The 21,904-nt window shown below is 71.6% G+C and carries 21 protein-coding genes; 10 read left to right on the top strand and 11 right to left on the bottom strand.

Annotated elements, in window-relative coordinates:
- Positions 1-6 precede the first annotated feature (6 nt).
- Both FZ046_RS20665 and FZ046_RS20660 read right to left on the bottom strand, forming a co-directional pair.
- Entirely contained in the window at positions 7-321 is a 315-nt protein-coding gene (locus tag FZ046_RS20665; RefSeq protein WP_070353792.1) for an STAS domain-containing protein, read from the bottom strand.
- Positions 321-4,517 carry a SpoIIE family protein phosphatase gene (locus tag FZ046_RS20660; RefSeq protein ID WP_070353793.1) on the bottom strand — a complete coding sequence of 1,399 codons (4,197 nt, stop codon included), beginning with the start codon at positions 4,515-4,517 and terminating at the stop codon, positions 321-323. The genes FZ046_RS20665 and FZ046_RS20660 overlap by 1 nt, the downstream gene beginning before the upstream one ends.
- 212 nt (positions 4,518-4,729) lie before the next feature.
- Between FZ046_RS20660 and FZ046_RS20655 the strand changes: the two genes are divergently transcribed.
- The 3 genes from FZ046_RS20655 to FZ046_RS20645 are packed head-to-tail and all read left to right on the top strand — an operon-like array spanning position 4,730 to position 8,568.
- Positions 4,730-6,175: an LLM class flavin-dependent oxidoreductase gene (locus FZ046_RS20655; protein WP_070353794.1), complete on the top strand. Its 1,446-nt coding sequence runs from the start codon at positions 4,730-4,732 to the stop codon at positions 6,173-6,175.
- A 9-nt stretch (positions 6,176-6,184) separates the two neighbouring features.
- Complete coding sequence (locus FZ046_RS20650; protein WP_070353795.1) at positions 6,185-7,354, top strand: LLM class flavin-dependent oxidoreductase; 1,170 nt, start codon at positions 6,185-6,187, stop codon at positions 7,352-7,354.
- Complete coding sequence (locus tag FZ046_RS20645; protein WP_070353796.1) at positions 7,351-8,568, top strand: SfnB family sulfur acquisition oxidoreductase; 1,218 nt, start codon at positions 7,351-7,353, stop codon at positions 8,566-8,568. The genes FZ046_RS20650 and FZ046_RS20645 overlap by 4 nt, the downstream gene beginning before the upstream one ends.
- On the opposite strand, the gene FZ046_RS20640 is transcribed toward FZ046_RS20645, so the two are convergent.
- Positions 8,559-10,370 (bottom strand): fatty acyl-AMP ligase, encoded by a 1,812-nt coding sequence (locus tag FZ046_RS20640; protein ID WP_070353797.1) that lies wholly within the window; start codon positions 10,368-10,370, stop codon positions 8,559-8,561. The genes FZ046_RS20645 and FZ046_RS20640 overlap by 10 nt on opposite strands.
- A 73-nt stretch (positions 10,371-10,443) precedes the next feature.
- Here FZ046_RS20640 and FZ046_RS20635 point away from each other — a divergent pair, with 73 nt between their 5' ends.
- Positions 10,444-10,887 carry a hypothetical protein gene (locus tag FZ046_RS20635; protein WP_125939731.1) on the top strand — a complete coding sequence of 148 codons (444 nt, stop codon included), beginning with the start codon at positions 10,444-10,446 and terminating at the stop codon, positions 10,885-10,887.
- A gap of 13 nt (positions 10,888-10,900) precedes the next feature.
- Here the strand turns inward: FZ046_RS20635 and tpx are convergent, their stop codons facing one another.
- Both tpx and ripD read right to left on the bottom strand, forming a co-directional pair.
- Complete coding sequence (tpx, locus tag FZ046_RS20630) at positions 10,901-11,395, bottom strand: thiol peroxidase (protein ID WP_070353799.1); 495 nt, start codon at positions 11,393-11,395, stop codon at positions 10,901-10,903.
- 64 nt (positions 11,396-11,459) lie between these two features.
- Entirely contained in the window at positions 11,460-12,059 is a 600-nt protein-coding gene (ripD, locus tag FZ046_RS20625) for an NlpC/P60 family peptidoglycan-binding protein RipD (protein WP_070353800.1), read from the bottom strand.
- 249 nt (positions 12,060-12,308) lie between these two features.
- Between ripD and tenA the strand changes: the two genes are divergently transcribed.
- Positions 12,309-12,989 (top strand): thiaminase II, encoded by a 681-nt coding sequence (tenA, locus tag FZ046_RS20620; protein WP_412770113.1) that lies wholly within the window; start codon positions 12,309-12,311, stop codon positions 12,987-12,989.
- Positions 12,990-13,090: 101 nt separating this feature from the next.
- Positions 13,091-13,390 (top strand): DUF4193 domain-containing protein, encoded by a 300-nt coding sequence (locus FZ046_RS20615; RefSeq protein WP_070353802.1) that lies wholly within the window; start codon positions 13,091-13,093, stop codon positions 13,388-13,390.
- On the opposite strand, the gene FZ046_RS20610 is transcribed toward FZ046_RS20615, so the two are convergent.
- The 4 genes from FZ046_RS20610 to FZ046_RS20595 form a co-directional block, all read right to left on the bottom strand.
- Complete coding sequence (locus FZ046_RS20610; RefSeq protein ID WP_070353817.1) at positions 13,387-13,650, bottom strand: DivIVA domain-containing protein; 264 nt, start codon at positions 13,648-13,650, stop codon at positions 13,387-13,389. The genes FZ046_RS20615 and FZ046_RS20610 overlap by 4 nt on opposite strands.
- Before the next feature lie 107 nt (positions 13,651-13,757).
- Positions 13,758-14,846 (bottom strand): M42 family metallopeptidase, encoded by a 1,089-nt coding sequence (locus tag FZ046_RS20605; protein ID WP_070353803.1) that lies wholly within the window; start codon positions 14,844-14,846, stop codon positions 13,758-13,760.
- A gap of 21 nt (positions 14,847-14,867) precedes the next feature.
- Complete coding sequence (locus tag FZ046_RS20600; RefSeq protein WP_070353804.1) at positions 14,868-15,848, bottom strand: enolase C-terminal domain-like protein; 981 nt, start codon at positions 15,846-15,848, stop codon at positions 14,868-14,870.
- A gap of 22 nt (positions 15,849-15,870) precedes the next feature.
- Positions 15,871-17,223 carry an aldehyde dehydrogenase family protein gene (locus tag FZ046_RS20595; protein ID WP_149484369.1) on the bottom strand — a complete coding sequence of 451 codons (1,353 nt, stop codon included), beginning with the start codon at positions 17,221-17,223 and terminating at the stop codon, positions 15,871-15,873.
- A 128-nt stretch (positions 17,224-17,351) separates the two neighbouring features.
- On the opposite strand from FZ046_RS20595, the gene FZ046_RS20590 reads away from it, so the two are divergent.
- The gene (locus FZ046_RS20590; protein ID WP_407664424.1) at positions 17,352-18,182 is read left to right on the top strand and encodes an aminoglycoside phosphotransferase family protein; all 831 of its coding nucleotides are present in this window, start codon (positions 17,352-17,354) and stop codon (positions 18,180-18,182) included.
- Between the two features lie 17 nt (positions 18,183-18,199).
- On the opposite strand, the gene FZ046_RS20585 is transcribed toward FZ046_RS20590, so the two are convergent.
- Both FZ046_RS20585 and FZ046_RS20580 read right to left on the bottom strand, forming a co-directional pair.
- A complete protein-coding gene (locus FZ046_RS20585; protein ID WP_070356330.1) occupies positions 18,200-18,892 on the bottom strand; it encodes an Rv0518 family GDSL lipase in 693 nt (230 codons plus the stop codon).
- A 46-nt stretch (positions 18,893-18,938) separates the two neighbouring features.
- On the bottom strand, positions 18,939-20,177 hold the full coding sequence (locus FZ046_RS20580; protein ID WP_070356322.1) for an acyltransferase family protein: 1,239 nt from the start codon (positions 20,175-20,177) through the stop codon (positions 18,939-18,941).
- 229 nt (positions 20,178-20,406) lie between these two features.
- On the opposite strand from FZ046_RS20580, the gene FZ046_RS20575 reads away from it, so the two are divergent.
- From FZ046_RS20575 to FZ046_RS20565, 3 genes are read left to right on the top strand one after another with little or no spacing between them, the layout of a single operon-like run.
- The gene (locus tag FZ046_RS20575) at positions 20,407-20,901 is read left to right on the top strand and encodes a hypothetical protein (protein ID WP_125939884.1); all 495 of its coding nucleotides are present in this window, start codon (positions 20,407-20,409) and stop codon (positions 20,899-20,901) included.
- Entirely contained in the window at positions 20,898-21,476 is a 579-nt protein-coding gene (locus FZ046_RS20570) for a DUF6529 family protein (protein ID WP_070356324.1), read from the top strand. The genes FZ046_RS20575 and FZ046_RS20570 overlap by 4 nt, the downstream gene beginning before the upstream one ends.
- Before the next feature lie 34 nt (positions 21,477-21,510).
- The gene (locus FZ046_RS20565) at positions 21,511-21,900 is read left to right on the top strand and encodes a Rieske (2Fe-2S) protein (protein ID WP_070356325.1); all 390 of its coding nucleotides are present in this window, start codon (positions 21,511-21,513) and stop codon (positions 21,898-21,900) included.
- Positions 21,901-21,904 lie beyond the last annotated feature (4 nt).

Genomic DNA, 21,904 nt, shown 5'->3' with positions numbered 1-21,904 from the left:
CACCGGTCAGCCCGACGGTGCCGCCTCGACGGTCACCAGTTCGGTCAGGCCGCTGACGGTGAGGACCGGAAGCAGGATGGGATTGGCCACCACGCGGATGTGATCGGCGTGCGCGAACAGCGTGTTGATCGCTCCGCTGTCGAGGTAGTCCACCGAACTCAGGTCGACCTTCACGCCGGTCCCGCCGTCGGATGCGCGGACCGCCGTCTCGATGGCCGTCGTGAACATCGCGACGTTGCTCATGTCGATCTCACCGTCGGCGGCGACCACGTACGAGCCATCCTCACGCGGCCCCGAGTCGATGGTCAGCGGTGTGGTCATCAGACAATCCTCGCCTGCAGGGAAACGGTCGTCCCGGACGGGTGCCGCTCGATGTCGACGTGGTCGGCGAGCGCCTCCATCAACGCGATGCCGCGACCCCGCCCGATGTCGGCGACGGTCCGCACCGGCTTCCAGGTGCCGCTGTCGATCACCGACAGGCGTACCTGGTCGACGGACGCGACGGCCTCCAGGGAGACGATGCCCTCGGGCCGGTCGCGGTGTCCGTGCTCGATGGCATTGGCCACCGCCTCGCCGACCGCCACGAGCAGGCTCTGTACCTGCTCGTCGCCGAGACCGGCATTGACCAGCCACTCGCGCAACGCATTCCGGGTCGTCGCGAGGTGGCTGGGGTGCGCCGGGAAGGTCAGACACAGCGGCGCCGGCTGCCGGTACAGCAGGAGGGCGACGTCGTCCTGATAGCCGTCCCCCTGGGCCATCTGCGTCATGATCTGGCTCGCCAGGTCCTCCAGCGTGCACTCGGCGCCCTCGCGCACCGCCGCTGCGGCGCGGGCGATGCCGTGGTCCAGCGAGTCGCGGCGTCGCTCCACGAGCCCGTCGGTGTACAGCAACAGCGTGCTGCGCGGCGGGATCGACACCCGCGCCTCGGGACGCTCCCGGTCGGTGCGGATGCCGAGTGGAATGGTGCGCCCCTCCTCGAGGATCGACACGGTGCGGTCGGCGTGCACCAGGATGGGCGGCGGATGACCGGCGCTGGAGTACACCATCTCGCCGGCCGCCGGATCGAGCACCGCGCAGAACGCCGTGGTGCAGGCCGCGCCGCGCAACCGGGCGGCGAACCGGTCCAGGCCGGTCAGCGCCGCCCGCGGATTCGGGTCCTCGAGCAACAGGGCACGACAGGCACTGCGGAGCTGGCCCATGACGGTGGCCGCCGCCAGACCGTGGCCGACGCAGTCGCCCACCACCAGCGCCACCCGGCCGTCGTCGAGGTCGACCACGTCGTACCAGTCTCCGCCGACGTGCAGGGGACGCGTCGCGGGCTGGTACCGGACGGCGAACCCGTCGGGCAACTTCGACGGTCCGAGGATCGAGAACTGCAGCGCCAGAGCGGTTTCGCGCTGCTGATCGAGTTGATGGACCCGCTGCAGGCCCTGGCCGAGGCGACCGGCCAGCACCGTCAGCAGCGTATGGTCCTCGGTGGTGAACCGGCGGTGGTCGGCCAGTTCGATCCACACCACCACCACGCCGCGCGGATGCTGCAGGACGATGCCGACGGCGCCGGCGCGAGCGGTGTCCACCGTCAGCAGGTCGCGTTGGCTGAGCGTCTCGATCGCTTCCCGCGTCGTCAGCGGCAGGTCGGCGAAGGACACGGCGTCGCCGGCGGTCACGCTCTCGTCGGTGAGCGGCGTGGCGGACTGCGGCGGGAAGGTAATCCCGAGGACCCGGCGCGCGTTCCACAGCCTGCGCATCTCCTCGGTGGCGAGGCGAAGCGCCTCACCGACCGTATCTGCCTGCGCGAGAACGCGATTCAGCTCGGCAAGCGCGGACTGCCGCTGGGCGGTGTAGTGCTCGGCGGTGGTGTCGCGCAGCGTGCCCACCATGATCTGCCTGCCGGTGTCCGGGTCGGAGGCGTGGTTGAAGCTGAACGTCACCCACAGTCGGTGCCCATCGCGGTGGGTCACCGGCACGGTGTAGGTGCCGCGCGGGCGGCCGACCAACCCGTCGAACGCCTCGGCGACGAGGCGGTGCGCCTCCGGGTCGTGCTCGGCGTCCGGCCACCACGGGTGTACGGCGTGGTACGGCAGGCCCTCCGGCCCGTAGCCCAGGACGTCGGTGAAGGCGGCGTTGATCTCGATGACGGCACCGGTCTCGTCGCAGACGAAGAACGCCTCCTGCAACGACTCGACGAGCGCGGTGCGCCACCGCGCATGATGTCCGCGCAGCTTCGCCAGCTCGACGTTCGCGCGAACCCGCGCGAGCAGTTCGGCGGCCGCGAACGGCTTGACCAGGTAGTCGTCCGCACCGGCCTGCAGTCCCTCGATGGAGGCCTCCTGTCCGGCGCGCGCCGACAGCAGCAGTACCGGCACCGACGCGGTGCGGGTGTCCGAGCGCAGCGCCGCGACCAGGGCCAGGCCGTCGAGACGGGGCATCATCACGTCGCTGACGACGAGGTCCGGCAGCGTCGCGCGGATGCGGTCGAGCGCCTGCTGACCGTCCTGCACGCCCTCGACCTCGTAGCCGGCGGTGAGCAGCAACCGGCTCAGGTACTCGCGCATGTCGGCGTTGTCGTCGGCCACCAGGACCCGCGCGGTGGTGACCGGACCGGGTGACGGCGAGACGGCGGTGTCGATCGGCACGGCGGCCTCGGCCTCTGCCGCGCCGGTGTCGGCGGCCCCGTTGTCGGCCTGGCCGTCGACGCCCGCCGGGAGCCAGCGCAGCGCTTCCTGCAGGTACGGGTCGGCGGCGGCGGGCGCCGGACGGGCATCGCCCGCGGCGACGATCGACTCGGGAGCGAGGTGCGAGGTGCCGAACGGCAGCCGGACGGTGAACGTGGTGCCGACGTCGACCGAACTCTCGGCGGAGATGATGCCGCCGTGCAGGCCGACGAGTTCCTTGACCAGAGCCAGGCCGATTCCGCTGCCCTCGTTCGACCGTGCGCGGGCGTTCTCGATGCGATGGAAGCGCTCGAAGAGCCGGGGCATCTCGTCCTCGGCGACGCCGATGCCGGTGTCGGCGATGGTGACGACGGCGTCATCCCCGTCGCGGCGCACCCGGACCGTCACGGCGCCGTCGAAGGTGAACTTCAGGGCGTTCGAGAGCAGGTTCAGGACGACCTTCTCCCACATGTCCCGGTCGACGTACACGGGTTCGTCGAGCGGCGGGCAGTCCACGACGAGGTCGAGCCCCGCCCGGTCGATCGCCGAGCGGAAGACGCTGGCCAGATCCGCGGTGGCGGCCGCCAGGTCGACGGCCTCGAAGCTGGCCTGCATGCGGCCGGCCTCGATACGCGAGAAGTCGAGCAGCGTGTTGACCAGCTTGGCCAGCCGCAGCCCGTTGCGGTTGATCACCTCGAGTTCGGCGCGCGCCTCGTCGTCGACGCCGGCGGTGCGGGCGCGCAGTTCGGCCACCGGACCGAGGATCAGCGTCAGCGGGGTGCGGAACTCGTGGCTGATGTTCGAGAAGAACGTGGTCTTGGCGCGGTCCAGTTCGGCGAGCTGTTCAGCGCGGCGCTGCTCGGCGCGGTAGCTGCGCGCGCTGCCGATCTCCGCAGAGATGTGAGCGGCGACCAGGTCGACGAAGCCGCGGTACTCGTCGTCGAACAATCGGTAGCGGTTGAGCGCCGCGACGAGGAATCCGCACGACGTGCCCTGCTGCATCAGGGGCACGACCAGAGCCTGCGTCGGCGGCTCGGCCCAATCCCCGGTCGGCAGGTCGGTGAACGGCTCGAGATCCACCAGCACCGTCTCGCCGCGCGCCGGCGCGGTGACGGGCCAGGGTCCGTCGTCGTGCGGGAGGACCACGGGTGCAGCCGGGTGACCCGCCTGGATGCCGCTGGCCGCGGCGAGCTGCGCGACGCCGTCCTCGTCGAAGAGGTAGGTCAGGGTGAATGGCAGGTCCCGAAGGTTGTGGCCCAGTTGATCGGCCGCGACGTTGAGCATGCGCTCCTCGGAGGGGAGCACGCTCGGATCGGAACCGAGGTCGCGCAGCGTCGCGAGCCGCCGCTCGCTGATCACCTGCTGGGTGACCTCGCTGACCACGCACAGCATCCCGACGACGTCGCCGGCGTCGTCGCGCAGGGGGCTGTAAGAGAACGTGTGGTAGCTCTCCTCGGTGTACCCCGAGCGTTCGACGAACAGCAGTAGCGCGGCGTCCCAGGTCGCGCGGCCGGTGGTCAGCACCCCGTCGATGCGGGGACCGATGTCGTCCCAGATCTCCGCCCACACCTCGCTCGCGGGCCGACCCAGCGCCCAGGGGTACTTGGCGGCCAGCGTGTCGCGGCGGTACGCGTCGTTGCAGAAGAACGTGAGTTCCGGACCCCACGCCATCCACATGGAGAACCGGGACGACAGCAGGATCGCGACGGCGGTCTGCAGACTCTGCGGCCAGGTGTCCGGCGGGCCCAGCGGCGTGGCTGCCCAGTCGACGCGCGCGAGGTCGCGGCCCACGTCGGGGTCGGCGCTGAACACCGCCGGCTCGGGCGCGCTCAACGACAGCTCGTCGGCGTCGCTCGTACTCACCCAGGCATTCCTCTCCGACGATCCCGACCAGTCTCCCCTCCCGCGGGCCGCGTGCCGGTCGAATCGGCGCATTGGTGCGTCGGGCTCAGAAGGCTCTACCACGAGAAGTCGCTGCTCAAACCGATCGCCGCGCCGAAGGGCCCCGAGCCGTCTTCGAATCGTCGTGAACGCAACCGGTGACGACTCGCTCGCGGTGGCCCACACTCGGGCCAGTGACCCGCACGATCCGCTTCAATGCATTCGACATGAACTGCGTGGCCCATCAGTCACCCGGTCTATGGCGCCACCCGCAGGACCAGTCCTGGCGCTACAAGGACCTGCACTACTGGACCGATCTGGCCCAGCTGCTCGAGCGCGGTCGCTTCGACGGGCTCTTCATCGCCGACGTGCTCGGTACCTACGACGTCTACGGCGCCAGCGACGAGGCCGCCATCCGGCAGGCGGCGCAGGTGCCGGTCAACGATCCCCTGCTGCTCGTCTCGGCGATGGCGTTCGTCACGCGACATCTCGGTTTCGGCATCACCACCGGCACCGGGTTCGAACATCCCTACCCTTTTGCCCGCCGGATCTCGACGCTCGACCACCTCACCGGCGGACGCATCGGCTGGAACGTCGTCACCGGCTACCTGCCCGCCGCCGCACGCAACATGGGTCAGACCGACCAGCCCGCCCACGACGCCCGCTACGACCATGCCGACGAGTACCTCGAGGTGCTCTACAAGCTCTGGGAGGGCTCCTGGGAGGACGACGCCGTGATTCGCGACCGCGACCGCGGCGTGTTCACCGATCCGGCCAAGGTGCACCACATCGGCCACGACGGAACGCACTTCAGCGTCCCGGGCATCCACCTGTCCGAACCGTCGCCGCAGCGCACGCCGGTGATCTTCCAGGCGGGCGCGTCCCCGCGCGGGGTGCGGTTCGCCGCCGAGAACGCCGAGGCCATCTTCACCGCGGCGCCCACCAAGGCGATCCTGCGCGAGACGGTCGACACCATCCGCCGCGAGCTGGAACTGGCCGGCCGCGACCCGTATGCGGCGAAGATCTTCAACCTGTCGACGGTCATCACCGCGGCGACCGAGGACGAGGCGCGTGCCAAGCACGCCGAGTACCTGTCCTACGGCGATGCCGAGGGCGCCCTGGTGTTCATGTCCGGCTGGATGGGCATCGACCTCGCGCGCTACGGCCGCGACGAGCCGATCGGCAACGTGGACTCGAACGCGATCCTGTCCGCCGTCAAGGCCTTCCAGTCGGCGGACCCGGACGGCGGCGAGTGGACCGTCGACGACATCGCCACCTGGGGCAAGATCGGCGGCCTCGGTCCGCTGATCGTGGGTTCGGGCGCACAGGTCGCCGACGTGCTGCAGGAGTGGGTCGACGAGACCGACGTGGATGGGTTCAACCTGGCCTACGCGGTGACGCCCGGATCGTTCGCGGACTTCATCGACCACGTGGTGCCGGTGCTCACCGAGCGCGGTGCCTACCAGGCCGAGTACGCGCCAGGGACGTTGCGCGACAAGCTGTTCGGCCGCGGCGATCGGCTTCCCGAGGAACACCGCGGGGCGTCCTACCGGGTCGGCGGCCCCCGCTCGACGGTCATCGAGCGCCCCGCCACCGTGCCTTCGTCGTCGGCATCGTCGGCGTCGCAGCCCAATCGATAGGATTTCGACGTGTCCGTGACTCTGCACTGGTTCCTGCCCACCTACGGCGACAGCCGTCTCATCGTCGGGGGCGGTCACGGCCTGCCCGCCGGGTCCGCGCACAGCGACCGCGACGCGTCGATCGACTACCTCGCGTCGATCGTCCGTGCCGCAGAGACGTTCGGCTTCACCGGGGCGCTGATCCCGACCGGCGCCTGGTGCGAGGACGCCTTCGTCACCGCCGCCCTGCTCGCCCGTGAGACCACGTCGCTGGCCTTTTTGGTGGCCTTCCGACCCGGGCTGATCAGCCCGACGCTCTCGGCGCAGATGGCCGCCACGTTCGCGCGGCATGCGCCCGGGCGCATCCTGCTGAACGTCGTCGTCGGCGGCGAGGCGCACGAGCAGCGGTCCTTCGGCGACTTCCTGGACAAGGACGCCCGCTACGAGCGGTGCGACGAGTTCCTCGACGTGGTGCGCCGGCTGTGGGCCGGGGAGACCGTCACCCTGGACGGCAGGCACATCCAGGTGGAGGAGGCCGCGCTCGCCCTGCCCCCGAATCCGGTGCCGCCGTTGTACTTCGGCGGCAGCTCGAAGGCCGCCGGCCCGGTCGCCGGGCGGCATGCCGACGTGTACCTGACGTGGGGTGAACCGCCGGAGGCGGTGCGCGAGAAGGTCGAGTGGATCCGCAAGGAGGCTGCCGACCAGGGGCGGACGGTCCGCTTTGGCATCCGGTTGCACACGATCTCGCGCGACACCGCCGACGAGGCGTGGGCGCAGGCCGGCAGGTTCATCGACGCGCTCGACGAGGAGACGGTGCGCTCGGCGCAGGCCGGCCTGAGCCGCAGCCAGTCCGAAGGGCAGAAGCGGATGCTGGCCCTGCATGAGGCCAACCGCGCCGACGGCAGCTGGAACGACGCGCGCAGCCTCGAGATCGCACCGAACCTGTGGGCCGGCGTCGGCCTCGTCCGCGGCGGCGCCGGAACGGCTCTGGTGGGCAGCCACACCGACGTCGCGGATCGCATCGCCGAGTACGCCGAGGTCGGCATCGACGAGTTCATCTTCTCCGGCTATCCGCACTTGGAGGAACTGTTCTGGTTCGGTGAGGGCGTCGTCCCGATCCTGCGCGAGCGTGGCCTGTTCGACGGCGGACGGACCGACGCCACCCCGGCATCGATCCCGTTCGTCGGTTCGGCACGGTGAGTGCCTCGGTCGCACAGTCGCCGACGCCGACCGCCGCCGACGCGCCTGCGGCGGCCGAGCGTCTGGCCGCCGAATTCGCCGCGGGTGCGTCCGCGCGCGACGCCGAGCGGCGACTGCCGTTCGACGAGGTGGCCGCCCTCAAGCGCTCCGGGCTGCTCGCGCTGACGGTGCCCACGGCCCACGGTGGACCGGAGGCGCCGGCGACGGTGCTGGCCGAGGTGTTCCGCATCCTCGCCCACGCCGACCCCTCGCTGGCGCAGATCCCGCAGTCGCACTTCACCTTCGCCGAAGCCCTGCGGCTGCAGGGCAGCACGGTGGCACGGGAGTTCTTCTTCCGCCTGATGCGCGGCGGTGCGCTGTTCGCCAACGCCCAGACCGAACGCGGCCCGCACGCGGTGAACGTCGACACCACGACGCTGGTGCCCGACGGCGCCGGCGGCTACCTGCTGAGTGGCCGCAAGTTCTACTCGACCGGGGCACTCTTCGCCGACTGGCTCGTCGTGCGGGCGTCCCTGCCCGACGGCGACGCCGCGCCGACGGCGTCGACGCCCAAGGCGTTGGCATTCATCCCGCGGGACGCACCCGGGCTCGACGTGGTCGACGACTGGGACGGGATGGGCCAACGCACCACGGCGTCGGGCACGGTGACGCTCGAGGCCGTGTCCGTTCCCGGCGAGCACGTCGTCGGCTACTCCCCCATCTTCGCCGGCCCGACGGTCTTCGGCGCCCAGGCCCAGCTGCTGCACGCCGCCATCGACGTGGGGATCGCCACCGGCGCGCTGGCCGAGGGCGTGCGGCAGGCCGCCGCGGCACGACCGCACTTCGAGGCCGGGGTCGACACGGCCGCCGAGGATCCGACGCTCATCCACGTGGCCGGCGACCTCGAGGTCACCGTCCGCGGTGCACGGGCCCTGCTGGCCGAGGCGGCACGGGAGATCGACCGCGCGCGAGCCGATCTCACCGCCGACAGCGCTGCGGCCGCCTCGATCACGGTGGCCGTGGCCAAGGTCGCCGCCGTGCGCGCTGCACTCGCCGCGTCCAGCGGCCTGTTCGACCTCGGCGGCACGCGCAGCGCGTCGGCGACGGCCAACCTGTCGCGGTACTGGCGTGACGCCCGCACGCACACGCTGCACGACGCGACGCGGTGGAAGCTGCAGCACATCGGCCGCCACGTCCTGTCCGGCACGCGGCCGCCGCGGCACGGTCAGGTGTAGCCGCCGGCGAGGTACTCGGCCCGGCACGCCCGGCGCGCCAACTTGCCGCTGGTGGTGCGTGGTATCGCGCCGGCGGGCACGAAGCGCACGTCGACGACGTCGAGGCCGTGGGTGGCGGCGACCGCTGCGCGGATGGCGGCCACGGCGGGTGCCGGATCGGTCCGGCTGGTGCGGGCGGCGCGTTCGGCGACGACGACCACGTCCGGTGCGTCACCCTCGCCCGGCACCGTGAACGCGGCGGCGTACCCCCGGCGCACCATGGGTGATGCCGACGCGACGGTTCCTTCGACGTCCTGCGGATAGTGCCTGCGGCCGCGAACGTCGAGGACGTCGGCCAGTCGCCCGGTCACGTACAGGTCGCCGTCGAGCCGGAAGCCGAGATCGCCGGTGCGCAGCCAGCGGGCGTCCGGGGCCACGCCCGTCGCGTGGCTGTGGTGCGGCACGCGGCTCGTCAGCGTCGCCCCGAAGGCGTGCCGGCTCTCCTCCGGGTGGCCCCAGTAACCGCGGCCGATGTTGTTGCCGTGCAACCAGATCTCGCCGACCCGTCCGTCGGGCAGCTCCCGGTCCGCGTCGGTGATCACACACCACTGGCTACGGGCGATCTGCCCGCACGCCACCTGGGTGATCGCCGAGGGGTCGTCGGAGGGCACCGGCACGGCGCGGCCCGCCGCCAGGGCGGTGCGGTCGACGTGCAGCGCGGTGGGCCGGGCGTCGGGCGCGATGGTGGAGACGAACAGCGTTGCCTCGGCGATGCCGTAGGACGGTTTGAACGCCGTGGCCGGCAGGCGGTGGCGCGCGAAGGGGTCGGCGAACCGGTCGATGGCCGACATGCTGACCGGTTCGGAACCGATGATCATCACTACGTGGGAGAGGTCGACGTCCTCGTCGTCGCGGAGCCGGGCGCGCTCGGCGGTCCACTCGTAGGCGAAGTTGGGGGCGGCGGTGATGACGCGGCCTTCCCGGCAGCCGTCGCTGAGCGCGCGGAGCCACCGTTCCGGACGCCGGATGAAGGCGGTCGGCGACAGCAGCGTGGAGTGGCCGCCGTAGACGGTCGGAAAGCCGATCATCGACAACCCCATGTCGTGGTACAGCGGAAGCCAGCTCACGCCGTGGACGTTTCGGTCCAGCAGGTCGATCGACAGGATCATCTGCAGCAGGTTGGTGCCGACGGCGCGGTGGGTGACCTCCACGCCGACCGGCGGGCGCGTCGAGCCGGAGGTGAACTGCAGGTGCGAGACGTCGTCGATGCCGAGATCGACCGCCACGAAGTCATTCCCGGCCGCTGCGTCCACCCCGTCGATGAGGACGACGTCAGGCCGGCGGTCCGACGGCAATGTGTCGAGGAATGCCGTCACCGCGTCGAGGGCCGCTGCCGTGGTCAGTACCGCCACCGGACGGGCGTCGGCGAAGGCCGTCGCCAAACGTTCGGCGTGGCCCTGCAACTCGGGGGCGAACAGCGGCACGGCGATGGCACCGGCCTTGATCGCCGCGTAGAACCCGACGACGTAGTCGAGCCCCTGCGGCGCGAGGACGGCGACGCGGTCGCCGCGCGCCGCGATGCGCTGCACCTCGGCCGCGACGGCCCGCAGGCGCGCGCCGAACTGCCGCCAGGTCAGCTCGACGGCGTGACCCGCGTCGGTGTCCGCGTAGTCGACGTAGCGGTAGGCGACCTGATCGCCGACGTGGGCGACGTTGCGTTCGATGAGCGAGATGAGGGTGACCCCGGCCGGCAGGACGATCCGACCGTCGGCGTCGAGACAGTCCTCGATGCGCAGCAGACCGGGGGTCGCGCGCACGTCCATGCCGTCGAGTCTAGGCGCGGCAGATGACGCTGATGGGTTCCGGTGAGAGGCGTCACGCCACTACGGTGAGGTCGTGGGTTCCGTCGACATCCGCTACGACGTGACGCGAACGCGATTGCGCGCGTTGGGAAGTGCCCGTGTTCACTCCGCCCGGTGGACGGGACGCCCGACGTCGGTGGGCGACCTACCGCTGCGCTTCGACCGGCTCGGCACGCGGCTGTGCGGCATCGGACCCTTCGACGTGAGATACGCCGAAGGAGGGGGTCGTCCGGTGGCGCTCGGTGCGTGGCCGGTGCGGTACGACGGCGACCGTCTGGCGTCGATCGGTCCGTTCGGTGCACGGTTCGAGGACGGGGTGCTTCGCGAGATCGGGCCGCTGCTACTGCGCTACGACGGGGAACACCATCCGGTGCGGGTGGTGTGCACCGACGGCAGGCCCGGGATCGACCCGGGCCTGACCGCCGTGCTATTCCTCGTCATCCACCGGCGCGAGTACCGCACCGATCTCTGGGAGTGAGCCCCGAAGGCGTCTACCCGGCCGCGTTCAGCGCGGCGTCGTAGTCCGGCTCCTGGCCGATCTCGGGGACCAGCTCGGTGTAGGACACGTTGCCGTCGGCGCCCACGACGACGACCGCACGCCCCAGCAGGCCGGCCATCGGGCCATCGGCGATGGTGATGCCGAAGTCCTCGCCGAAGCTGGTCCGGAAGGCCGACCCGGTGGTCACGTTCTCGATGCCCTCCGCGCCGCAGAATCGCTTCTGCGCGAAGGGCAGATCCTTCGAGATGCACACCACCGTGGCGCCCGTGGAGGCGGCACGCTCGTTGAAGGCCCGCACACTGGCGCTGCACACCGGCGTGTCGACCGACGGGAAGATGTTGAGGACCACCGACTTGCCGCGGAACTGCTCGCTGCTCAGCTCACCGAGATCGGTGCCGGTCAGCGTGAACGCCGGAGCCGGGGAGCCGACGGCCGGCAGCTCGCCGACCGTGTTGATGGGGTTTCCGCGCAAGGTTATCTGTGCCATGGGCACAGTCTGCCAAGGACGGCGTCCCCGTGGTCGGTCAGGGTGCTCGGCCCGTCGGCGTCGGTCACCACTCGATGATGCGGGAGAGGTAGGGCGCCATGTCGGTGGTCCGCACCGGCGACACCGCGACCGCGGTATCGGTGACCCCGATCATCTGGCCGTTGCCGAGGAACAGCGCGACGCTCTGCGAGCCGTCCGGGCCGTAGAACAGGAGGTCGCCCGGCAACGCCTGGGACGGCAGGACCTTTCGGCCCACCTTGTACTGCTCCCCCGACGACCGCGGCATCTTGATGCCCACGCCGCCGAACGCGTAGACGATCAGCCCCGAGGCGTCGAAGCCGGGGACGCGCGGCGCGGCGGGCACCGGTGCTGCCGGCAGCAGCGGGCTGCCGAAGTACGGGTCGGGATTGTTGGCCACGAGACCGGTGGCGGACTGCTCGGGCTGCTGGGCGACCTCGCGCGGCGCACCCGCCGTCGGGCCGTTGACGTCGCCGCCGCCGTAGGTGAACGGCACGCCCTGCTGCGACAGCGCGCGCTTGATCACCAGGTCGATCGCCTGCTGGCGCTGCGCCGGGGTGGCGTAGTCGTCGGCGTGGGCCACCCCCGGTGTCACCAGCAGCACGAGGCTGAGGACCAGGGCGGCGAAGGCGGGCATGCGTCTCATCGTTCTTTCTCGCTTCTGTCGGTACCGACCGCAGCGTCGACACCGACGCCCGGCAGGTGAAGCAACGCGCGTCACATGCGTCACTTCCACACCAAATGGTGCCACTGCCGCCGTCAATATCGGCTGTCGCGAAGGAAACTTGGTCGAACCGTGACCGGATGGTGACCGCCGCCTGTGCCCGCAATCACGTTCGAGGCGTTACAGTTTCGCCCGCCTCCGGTACGGCGACGCCATGCGAGGATGTCGGGCGTGCCCACAACGCCCCGAAACGCCTGGTCGAACGATCTCTGGAGCGACGTCGACGCCATCTACGCCGGCATAATCGCCCACCCCTTCGTCACGGGGCTGACCGACGGATCACTGGACCATAGGGCCTTCGCCCAGTACGTCGCGCAGGACGTGCACTATCTGCGCGACTACGCCAAGGCGCTTGCGATCGTCTCGGCGAAGGCGCCCTCGCTCGCCGACACCGCCATGTTCGCCCGCCACGCCGCCGAGGTCTTCGACGTTGAACTCGAGTTGCACGCCACCCTGCTACCCCAACTCGGTCTGGACGCCGACGCACTGGCGGCCGTCCCCGCGACACCCACCACCCGCGCATACACCAGCTACCTGCTCGCCGTCGCGTACGGCGGCAGCTTCGCCGAGGGGCTCGCCGCGATCCTGCCCTGCTACTGGATCTACGCGCGGGTCGGTAGCGCGCTGGCCGCCAGCGGATCGAGCGAACCGCGCTACCAGCTGTGGATCGACAGTTACGGCAGTGACGAATTCGCCGCGACGGTCGACGAGGTGCTCGCCCTCACCGACCGCGTCGGCCCCACGCTCGGCGCCGCCGAGGAGGCCGCCGCGCGCACCCATTTCGTCACCACGTCGCGCTATGAGTGGATGTTCTTCGACGCCGCCCACCGGCGCGAGGAGTGGCCGATCTGACCGTCGCCCCAACCGATGTTTCGGGTTTCGCGGCACGGGAACAATCGGCACCATTACCGACGTTGTGTGGGCGCCGGAACCGAATGAGGGAAGGACCTACCGTGGCTACCGATTACGACGCACCCCGCAAGACCGAGACCGACGACGTCGCAGACGAGTCGCTGGAGGCGCTGGCCGGTCGTCGCAACGATGCCGCCACCGCGGTGCTCGACGTCGACGACGGTGAGGAGGCCGAACTCTTCGACCTGCCCGGCGCCGACCTCTCCGGCGAGGAGCTGACGGTCCGGGTCATTCCCAAGCAGGCCGACGAATTCACCTGCTCGCGCTGCTTCCTGGTGCAGCACCGCAATCGCATGGCGCTGCAGACGGACAAGCAGCAGATCTGCTCGGACTGCGTCTAGAGTTCGTCGATCCGGCGCACGATCTCGGCGAGCATTGCATCGACCTGCTGCTCGTCGAGACCGCGCTTGCCCAGACGCGGCTTGTTGAAGCGCATGCCGCGTACGTCGTCGGCGCTGAGGTGCCCGCGGCCCTCCAGTCGCCGCGCCGCCAATTGCAGGAAGTCGCGGACCGCCTTCTCGTCGTAACCGCGCCGTCCCCAGCGCGGCTTGTCGAACGTCGCCGCACGCACGGCCTCGGCCGTCAGTTCCCCATCCGCCACGGATCGCATGCTATGCGCTCGCTCGGCGGAGCAGTCGCGCGCATAACGTTCCCTTGATGGCCGGCTTGGCCGCGAGATCGACATCACGGCTGTGGTCGGACCGCGTGTCACGGCCCTGACGTCGATCTCGCGATGCCGCCCGACAGGACGTCGACGAGGACGTCGGCCATCTCGTCGATCGCGTGGCGGCGGATCACTTCGTAACCGTGCGTGCTGAGCGTCGGCACGCACAGCAGTCCCGCGCGGGCGGTGTGTCCGCTGGCCTTGGCGTGTGACGCATCGGATTCAAATGCGCCGGGCACCGCGGCCTGCGGGGCGTAGCCGCGGTCGGTGGCGGCGCTCATCAACGCGTCGGCGACGTCCTTGTCGTACACGCTCAAGGCGTCGGCGTACCCCACGACCGGTCCGCCGCCGACGGTGGTCGCGTACTCCGCCTCGGCGGGCCCGACCTCGAGGGCGATGGTGAGTTCACCCGGCAGGCTGCGGCAGGCGAAGGCCGCGCCGACCCCGCCGATCTCCTCACTGGTCGTGAAGACCAGGTACGCGTCGTCGCGCGGTCGGCGCTCGGCCAGCGCCCGCGCCGTCAGCAGCAGCGCGGTGGTCGGAGCGCGGTCGTCGATGAAGTAGGCCCCGAGGTAATCGCCGAACTCGACCAGGTGCCGCTTGCTGCCATCGATGCACACCCGGGTGCCGGGCCGGATGCCGGCTGCCGTCAACTCCTCCGGTGTCCGCCCGGTGAAGACGTAGACGTGCAGCCAGTCCAGCGACCTGTCACCCTGATCGGGCTTGGTCTCCCAGATCCGCTGGCTCTCCTTCGTGGTGTGCTCCGAGCCGAGAGTCAGGATGCCGCACAGGTTCTCGCGATCACCGAGGATCAGGACCGGACCGAGGCCGAAGTTCGCCGGGTACATCGTGCCGAGAGGCGTGACGTGCAGCGAGCCGTCGGACTCCACGCGCTTGACCATCATCGACAACTCGTCCATGTGGGCGAGCACCCGCGTCGCGCGTCCGTCGCGCGGCGCCGACCCACGGAACAGGCCGACGAGGTTGCCCGCGTCGTCGACCCACGTCTCGTCGGCGAGGGGCTCCAGTTCACGGCGGCACACCGCGCGGACCGCGTCCTCCTGACCGACGGGGCCATAGGTGGCCAGCAACTCCCGAAGCAGCGGTCGGTAGTCGACCTCGGCCACGCGCATCCTCCTCGTATCGGTCCTCGGTCATCCACTGATGCGTGCGATACCGCCCGCGACGTCGGCGGCCGAGCGCAGACGGCTCCGCCACCAGGCGATGCGGTCGGGGTCGGTGATCGCGAAGCGACTGCTCGCCGCCGGGTCCGGCGCCGCGGGCATCGGCGCCACCGGCAGCACGCCGTCGGTGGGCAGCAGCACCCGTGCCGCGCCGACGACGTCGCCCGCCAACCAGGTGCGCGTGCCGAGCGCGCACGCGAATGGCAGGTCCGGCAGCGCCCCGGCCACGGCCAGCCCGGCGGCCAAGCCGACGCTGGTCTCCACGCTCGACGACACGGTGCACGGCAGCTCGACGGACTCGGCGACCCGAAGGGCCCGCCGGACCCCGCCGAGCGGGCCGGTCAACAGGACGACGACGTCGGCCGCCTCGCGCAGGCCGGCTACTCCGGCAGCATCGTCGAGGCGCACCGCCACCGGCACGTCGACGCGTCGCCGCACCGCGGCCGTCTCCGCGAGCGTTCGGCACGGCGCCTCCACGTACTGCACCGCGCCCTGCGCCGCGAACTCGGTGATTGCGCGGACGGCCGCCTCGACGTCCCAGGCGCCGTCGGCACGCACCCGGACGACGCCGTCTGGACCGAGCGCCTCCCGGACCGCGGCGACGCGGGCGGCGTCGTCCTCGATCAACCCACGCCCGACCGTGACCTCCGCCGTGTGGCACCCCGACGCCTCGGCGACCTCGGCGGCCCGTGCCGGGGGCAGCGCCCCGATGCTCGCGGCGACCGCGACGCGGCCGCGCACAGCTTCCGGCCAGCCCACGGTGCCCGGCTCCGCGGCGGCCGTCAGCCAGCGCGCCAGTCGCTCGGGCGGGTCGGCGTCGAACGGGCTGAACTCACCCCACCCCTGCGGTCCCTCGACCAGCAGTCCCTCCCGCGCGCCGGTTTCGCCCGATTCCGGGGCGTAGGGCACCGCGAAGGGCACGGCACGGTCGAAGTCGATCAACGTCCTCATCGCCGCATACGCTAGCCATCCGTCACGACGCGCCGGGCGCCGTCCAGTGCACGACCTTGACGGTGGTCATCTCGTCGAGCAGCTCCGGCCCGTAGCCGAATCCGTTGCCGCTGGCGCCGCGCGGCTCGGCCGCTCCGCCCGGGGCCCCGCCGAACACGGCGTTGATCTTGACGGTGCCGACCGGCAGCACCCGCCAGGCTTCCTGGGCGTGGGCCATGTCCGGGGTGAGGACCGTGGCGGCCAGGCCGTAGCGGTCGTCGGCCGCCTCGCGCAGCGCCGACGCGAAGTCGGCGACCACGCGCACCGGCGCAACCGGACCGAAGGTCTCCTCCGACAGGACCAGCATGTCCGGCGTGCAGTCGACCAGGACCGTCGGCGGGTAGAAGCTCCCCGGACCCGACGCCGGTTCACCGCCGGCCAGTACGCGCGCGCCCCGGCCGACCGCGTCGGTCACGTGCTGGTGCACCACGTCGCGCTGCTTCTCGTCCACCACCGGCCCGATCCGCGCGCCCCACTCCAGCGTCTCCTCCACCAGCGCGGCGACGAACTCCTCGGCCACCGACTCGACGACGTAGATGCGCTCGACCGACGTGCAGATCTGCCCCGCGTTCGCGAACGATCCCAGGGCGGCCTGTCCCGCCGCCCAGCGCGGGTCCACGCCGGCGTCGACGATCAGCGCGTCGTTGCCGCCGTTCTCCAGCAGCGCCTTGGCGCCGCGGCGGGCGCACGCGACGGCGATCTCACGACCCGTCGCGCTGCTGCCCACGTGCGCCACCACCGCCACCGCGGGATGCTCGGTCAGCCGGCGGCCCACCGCGCCGTCGCCGTCGACGATCTCGAGGACCCCGTCGGGCAACTCGGCGGCCAGCAGTTCGGCGAACCGGCGGCCGGTGCGGGGACACCGCTCGCTGGGCTTGTGCACCACGGTGTTGCCGGTGACCAGCGCCGCGCCCAGCAGGCCGGCCGCTGCGGCCACCGGGTCGTTCCACGGTGTCAGCACGGCCACCACGCCGCGCGGGCCGGGAACCATCAGGTCGGTTGCCGCGTAGCCACCCTGCAGCTGTCTGCCGCCGTGCAGCGGTCCGAGTTCGGCGTACTGCACCAGCGTCCCGGCGCCGGCCTCGACGCCGCCGACGCAGTCGGCGCGGACCTTGCCGGTCTCGCTCTCGTTCAGGTCGGCCAGTTCCTCGGTGGCGGCCCGCACCGCCGCGGCGGCCCGGGTCAGCGCGGCGGCCCGCTCGGCGGGAGCGGTGCGCGCCCACGCCTCGGCGGCACCGCGAGCGGCGTCGACCGCGGCGTCGCAGGCCTCCGGACCGGCGACGTCGACCCGGCTGACCACCTCCCCGGTGCGCGGGTCGAGGACGGTCAGTTCCATGGTCGTCTGCGGCACGGGGCGTTCCTCCTTGGACGGCGGTCTCGAACGGGCGGCTGGGCGTGTACCCCGCCGTGGGGGAAGCAATCTTCAGTCGCTGAAGGAGATCCGCGGGTGCGAGCATGGTGTGCGTGCCCCACGACCGGTCCAAGGCCGTCGCCGACCTGCTGGCCGCGTGGAACCTGCGGCCCGACGGCGAGGCCGCGCACCGCGAGCACTCGGTGATCGTCCCGGTCGTGACCGACGACGGCGCTCCCGCCGTGCTCAAGGTGTCCGACCCCGACGCCGCCTCACCGCACGAACACCTGGTGCTGCGACGGTGGGCCGGCGACGGCGCGGCGCGGCTGCTGCGCGCCGAACCGCACCGGCACGCCGTCCTCATCGAGCGCCTCGGTGACCACGGCCTCGTCGACGCCTGGGACGTCGAGGCGTGCGAGGTGGTCGCCGGGCTGTACGCGCGGCTGCACGTGCCGGCGATGCCGCAGCTGCCACGGTTGTCCGATCGCGTGCGCGACTGGGTGGACGACCTCGCCGCCCTTCCCCGCAATGCGCCGATCCCCCGCCGTCTCGTCGAACGGTCGCTCGCCGTCGGCCGCGCCGCGCTCGCCGATGCCGCGACGGACGCCGTGGTGCTGCACGGCGACCTGCACTACGGCAAGGTGCTGGCTGCCGATCGCGAGCCGTGGCTGGCGGTCGGGCCGCGGCCGTTCAACGGCGACCCGCACCTCGAGATCGTGCCGATGCTCGTGCACCGGTTCGACGAGCTGGCCGGCGACACCCGCGGTGGGCTGCGCCGGCGGTTCTGGGCGTTGGTCGACGCGGCGGAACTCTCCGATGAGCGGGCGCGCGACTGGGCGGTGTTCCGGATGACGTGCCACGCGATGACGGCGCTGCGCTCCGCCGAGCCCGACGCAGCGTGGCTGACCACCTGCGTGGCGGTGGCCAAGGCCGTGCAGGACTGAGTGTCAGACCCGGCGCGTCAGACCCGGCGCGGCAGCTCCGCGCCGATGAGCGGGGCGATCTGGTCGGCCATGTACGCGTGGCCGGCGTCGGTCGGATGCACGCCGTCGGCCCCGATGAGATCCGGCCGGCCGACGAACCAGCGTTCGGCGATCGGGTCGACGAACGTCGCACCGGCGAGGGCCGCCGCGGTGCGCAGCATGTCGCGGATCTGCAGCACGACCGGTGGCACGTCGGCCGTCGGCCAGGGTGGGCCGATCACCAGCAGCCGCGCGGACGGCGCGGTGCGGTGCGCGAAGTCGAACGCGCCCTGTGCGGCTCCCAGGATCGCGAGGGGATCCGCACCCTGGTCGTTGCGCGAGCCGTAGAACACCACCAGCGTGTCGTCGGCGCTGATCGCCCGCGGCGCGAGGTCGCCGAACACGTGGTTCTGGTAACCGCGCACGACGTAGCCGGCGCGGCCCTCCGCCGCGACGTCGGCGTCGATCTGCACACCCTGGCGGGCCAGCCGCTGCCACGCCAGCGTGGTCCAGTTGCGGGGGCCGTTGCCGCCCTGGTCGCTGCCGGTGGTGTACGAGTCGCCCACCACCGCGACGTGCTCGAGCGAGGCGTCGCGCCCGGTGAGGCGGACGCCGGCGGCGCCGTGCGGCGCCCCGACCACCGTGATGCCGCCGATGATCAGCGCAGCGGCGATCGATAACCAACGGCCCACCACGAAACCTCCACTGGTCACCGGCGCGGGCCGGACGGACGCGAATTCAGCCGGCGCGTGCCGGCAGGGACTTGGATCGAGTATCCCGATCGGGGAGGTTCTGCAGCTTACCGGCCGGTCCATCGGCGGGTGCGGCGTCACGCGCCGGCGCGGCGACGCCCCGGACGTCGACCATGCGGCGCATCCAGTGCCGGGCCGGCTCCTCGACGAGGTGGTAGAGCAGGCAGGAGAGGCCGAGCGCCAGGGCCAGCAGCCCGAGCACGACGAACACCCCCGCGGTGCCCGTCAGGGTCAGCTCGAACTGCTTGGCCGCCCAGATCCACGCCGTGTGCACGATCTCGTGCACCATGTACAGCGCGAACGAGACCTGACCGAGGTAGATCATCACCCGCGTCGAGAGCAGTCGCGGCAGCGTGCCCGCGCCGATCGCGAGGGTCACCACCAGCGGCACGAACAGCACGTCGACCAGACCGCCCGCATCCGGCAGCTTGACCGGCGGGTGGGCGTCGAAGAAGTAGAGCGTGCCGACGATCGCGGCGATCAGCAGGATCGACGCGTATCCCGCGGCCCGCTGGGTGCGGTCGGTGGGGTGCAGCTTGCGCACCGCGGCACAGGCCAGCGCACCCGCGGCGAACTGCATGACGATGCGCGGCAGCCAGCTCCACGGCGTATAGAAGTGTCCCGACGCCAGCAGCAGCACCACCGGCGGGAGCGACGCCATGACGGCCAGCAGCAGCAGGTTGCGGGCGCGCGTCGCCCGCGCCACGCGGAAGACCACCAGCACCAGTGCGCCGAACAGCAGGTACGCCAGCCACTCCGCGCTGATCGACCAGGCCGGGCCGTTCCAGCTCGACCCGTCGAAGAACGGTTGGTACCAGAGCTGGACGAGGAAGAGCTGACGGATGTAGCTCGTCGCGTTCAACGCCTCGACGTTCTCGGCGGGCACGTGGCCGACGTACAGCGTGAAGATGATCCACAGCGCCGCCAGGTGCAGCGTCACCAGGTACACCGGCCACACCCGGGCCAGGCGCAGCCACAGGAAGCGCAGCGTGGCGCGCGTCGAGAAACTGCGGCCCATCTTGTCGAGGTAGTTCCACGTCAGGACGAAGCCGCTGAGGATGAAGAACAGGTCGACGCCCTGTGCGCCGCGGTCGAGGACCGGCGCAAGCGCCGCGGAGAACGCCGGGGCCGACTCCCAGAACAGCGGCCGGAAGTGGAACAGCACCACCCAGACTGCGGCGACGATGCGAAGGCCGGTCAGGGCCTTGATCTCACCGCTGCGCACAACACTCTTTCCGTATGTCCGTTTGCGTTCGTCTGCGTCATGGGTTCGCGTCACTGCACGCGCCGCCCGGGCAGTCACTCAGGCAACCGGCGGCACTGGCAGGGTAACAGCGCCGAACGCCGGATCGCGTGCGCACGCGCCTGTGTCGTTGCTGAACGCCGCGGATCTCCACGCGATCTCCACGTCGTCTCCAAGCAGCCGCACCTCGCCGCACCGCATGCTCGAGGCCATGAGAGACAACGTGATTCGCGGTCCCGTCCTGACACTGGTCGCGGCGGCGGTGCTCGGCGGCGGCCTATGGTGGATCGACACCGCCGCGCAGCCCTCCCCGACGACGATCGACACCGCCGCGGCGCTCGCGCCGCGCCCCGCTCCGGCAGCCATTCAGGCGCCGCCGGAGTTCCCTGCTCGCGGCGACTTCGCCGGCGCGATCCCCACCCGCTCGGGGACGCTCACGGTGGACGTCTCGGTCGACGGGACCCGGGCCGCGGCCTACGTGTGCGACGGTGCCTCCCTCGAGGTGTGGCTGCGCGGCACGGCGCGCGACGGCGTGCTGGCCCTCACCGACGCCGCCCGCTCCAGCCGACTCGACGGCACGCTACGGGGTGCCGACGTCGCGGCCACGCTCACCATGGGCACGCGCCGGTGGCAGGTCACGCTCGCCCCCTCCCCCGGCCGTCCCGCCGTCGACGCCGCCGCCGCGGCCGGGGACTGGCGACCGTGACCGCCGAACCGGCCACCCGGCCCATCCCCCGGACCCGGGCCCCGAAGGCCGGCGTCTCGATGGCGGTGGCGGTGCTCGCCGGCGCGGCCGTCGCCGTCGGACTCGGCGTGTTCGCCAAGGTGCACGACCCGCGCTTCTTCGCCATCGACGTCGCGGGGTTCTCCAGCGGCACCGCCGTCAAGACGTGGTCGGCGACGCTCGCGACCACGTTGGCCGTCGTGCAGTTCGCCTCGGCGTTCGCGATGTACGGGCTGCTGTCCCGTCGCGCCGTTCCGGGGTGGATGCGCGTCCTGCACGTGTGGTCCGGGCGCGTAGCGGTCCTGGCCAGCGTGCCCGTCGCCGTGCACTGCCTCTATGCGCTCGGTTTCGCCGACACCGACGCCCGCGTGCTGTTTCACTCGTTGTTCGGCTGCTTCTTCTACGGCGCGTTCGTCACCAAGATGCTGCTGCTCACCGGACGGAGGCACCGGCCGTGGGTCCTGCCCGTCGTCGGGGGGCTCGTCTTCTTCGGCCTCGTCTTCGTCTGGCTGACCTCGGCGCTCTGGTTCTTCCAGACCAGCGGCGTGATTCTCTGAAACGGCGCCATCCCGTGATCGGAAGGAACCCCGCATGACCGACACCTCACGACGTACCGTCCTGGCCGTCGGCGGCCTGGCCGCTGCGACCACCGTCACCGCGTGCTCCGCCTACGGCCGCGAGGAGGCCCCCTCCGAGGCGGCCGGCGCCACGGTGGCCAGGACCGCGGACGTGGCCGTCGGCTCGGGCGTGATCGTCGGCGACCTCGTCGTCACCCAACCCCGGCCCGGTGAGTTCGTGGCGCTGTCGACGACGTGTCCGCACGCCGGCTGCCGCGTGTCGACCGTCTCCGACGGTGCCATCACGTGCCCCTGCCACGGCAGCCGGTTCGACCTCGACGGCGCCGTGCTGCGCGGGCCGGCCCGCGAGCCGCTGCGCAGCAGGCCCGTTACCGTGCGCGGCGACGCCATCGTCACCGAGTGAGCGG

The sequence above is a fragment of the Mycolicibacterium grossiae genome (assembly GCF_008329645.1).
Taxonomy (GTDB): Bacteria; Actinomycetota; Actinomycetes; order Mycobacteriales; family Mycobacteriaceae; genus Mycobacterium; species Mycobacterium grossiae.
This window is presented reverse-complemented; position numbering and strand designations above follow the sequence as displayed.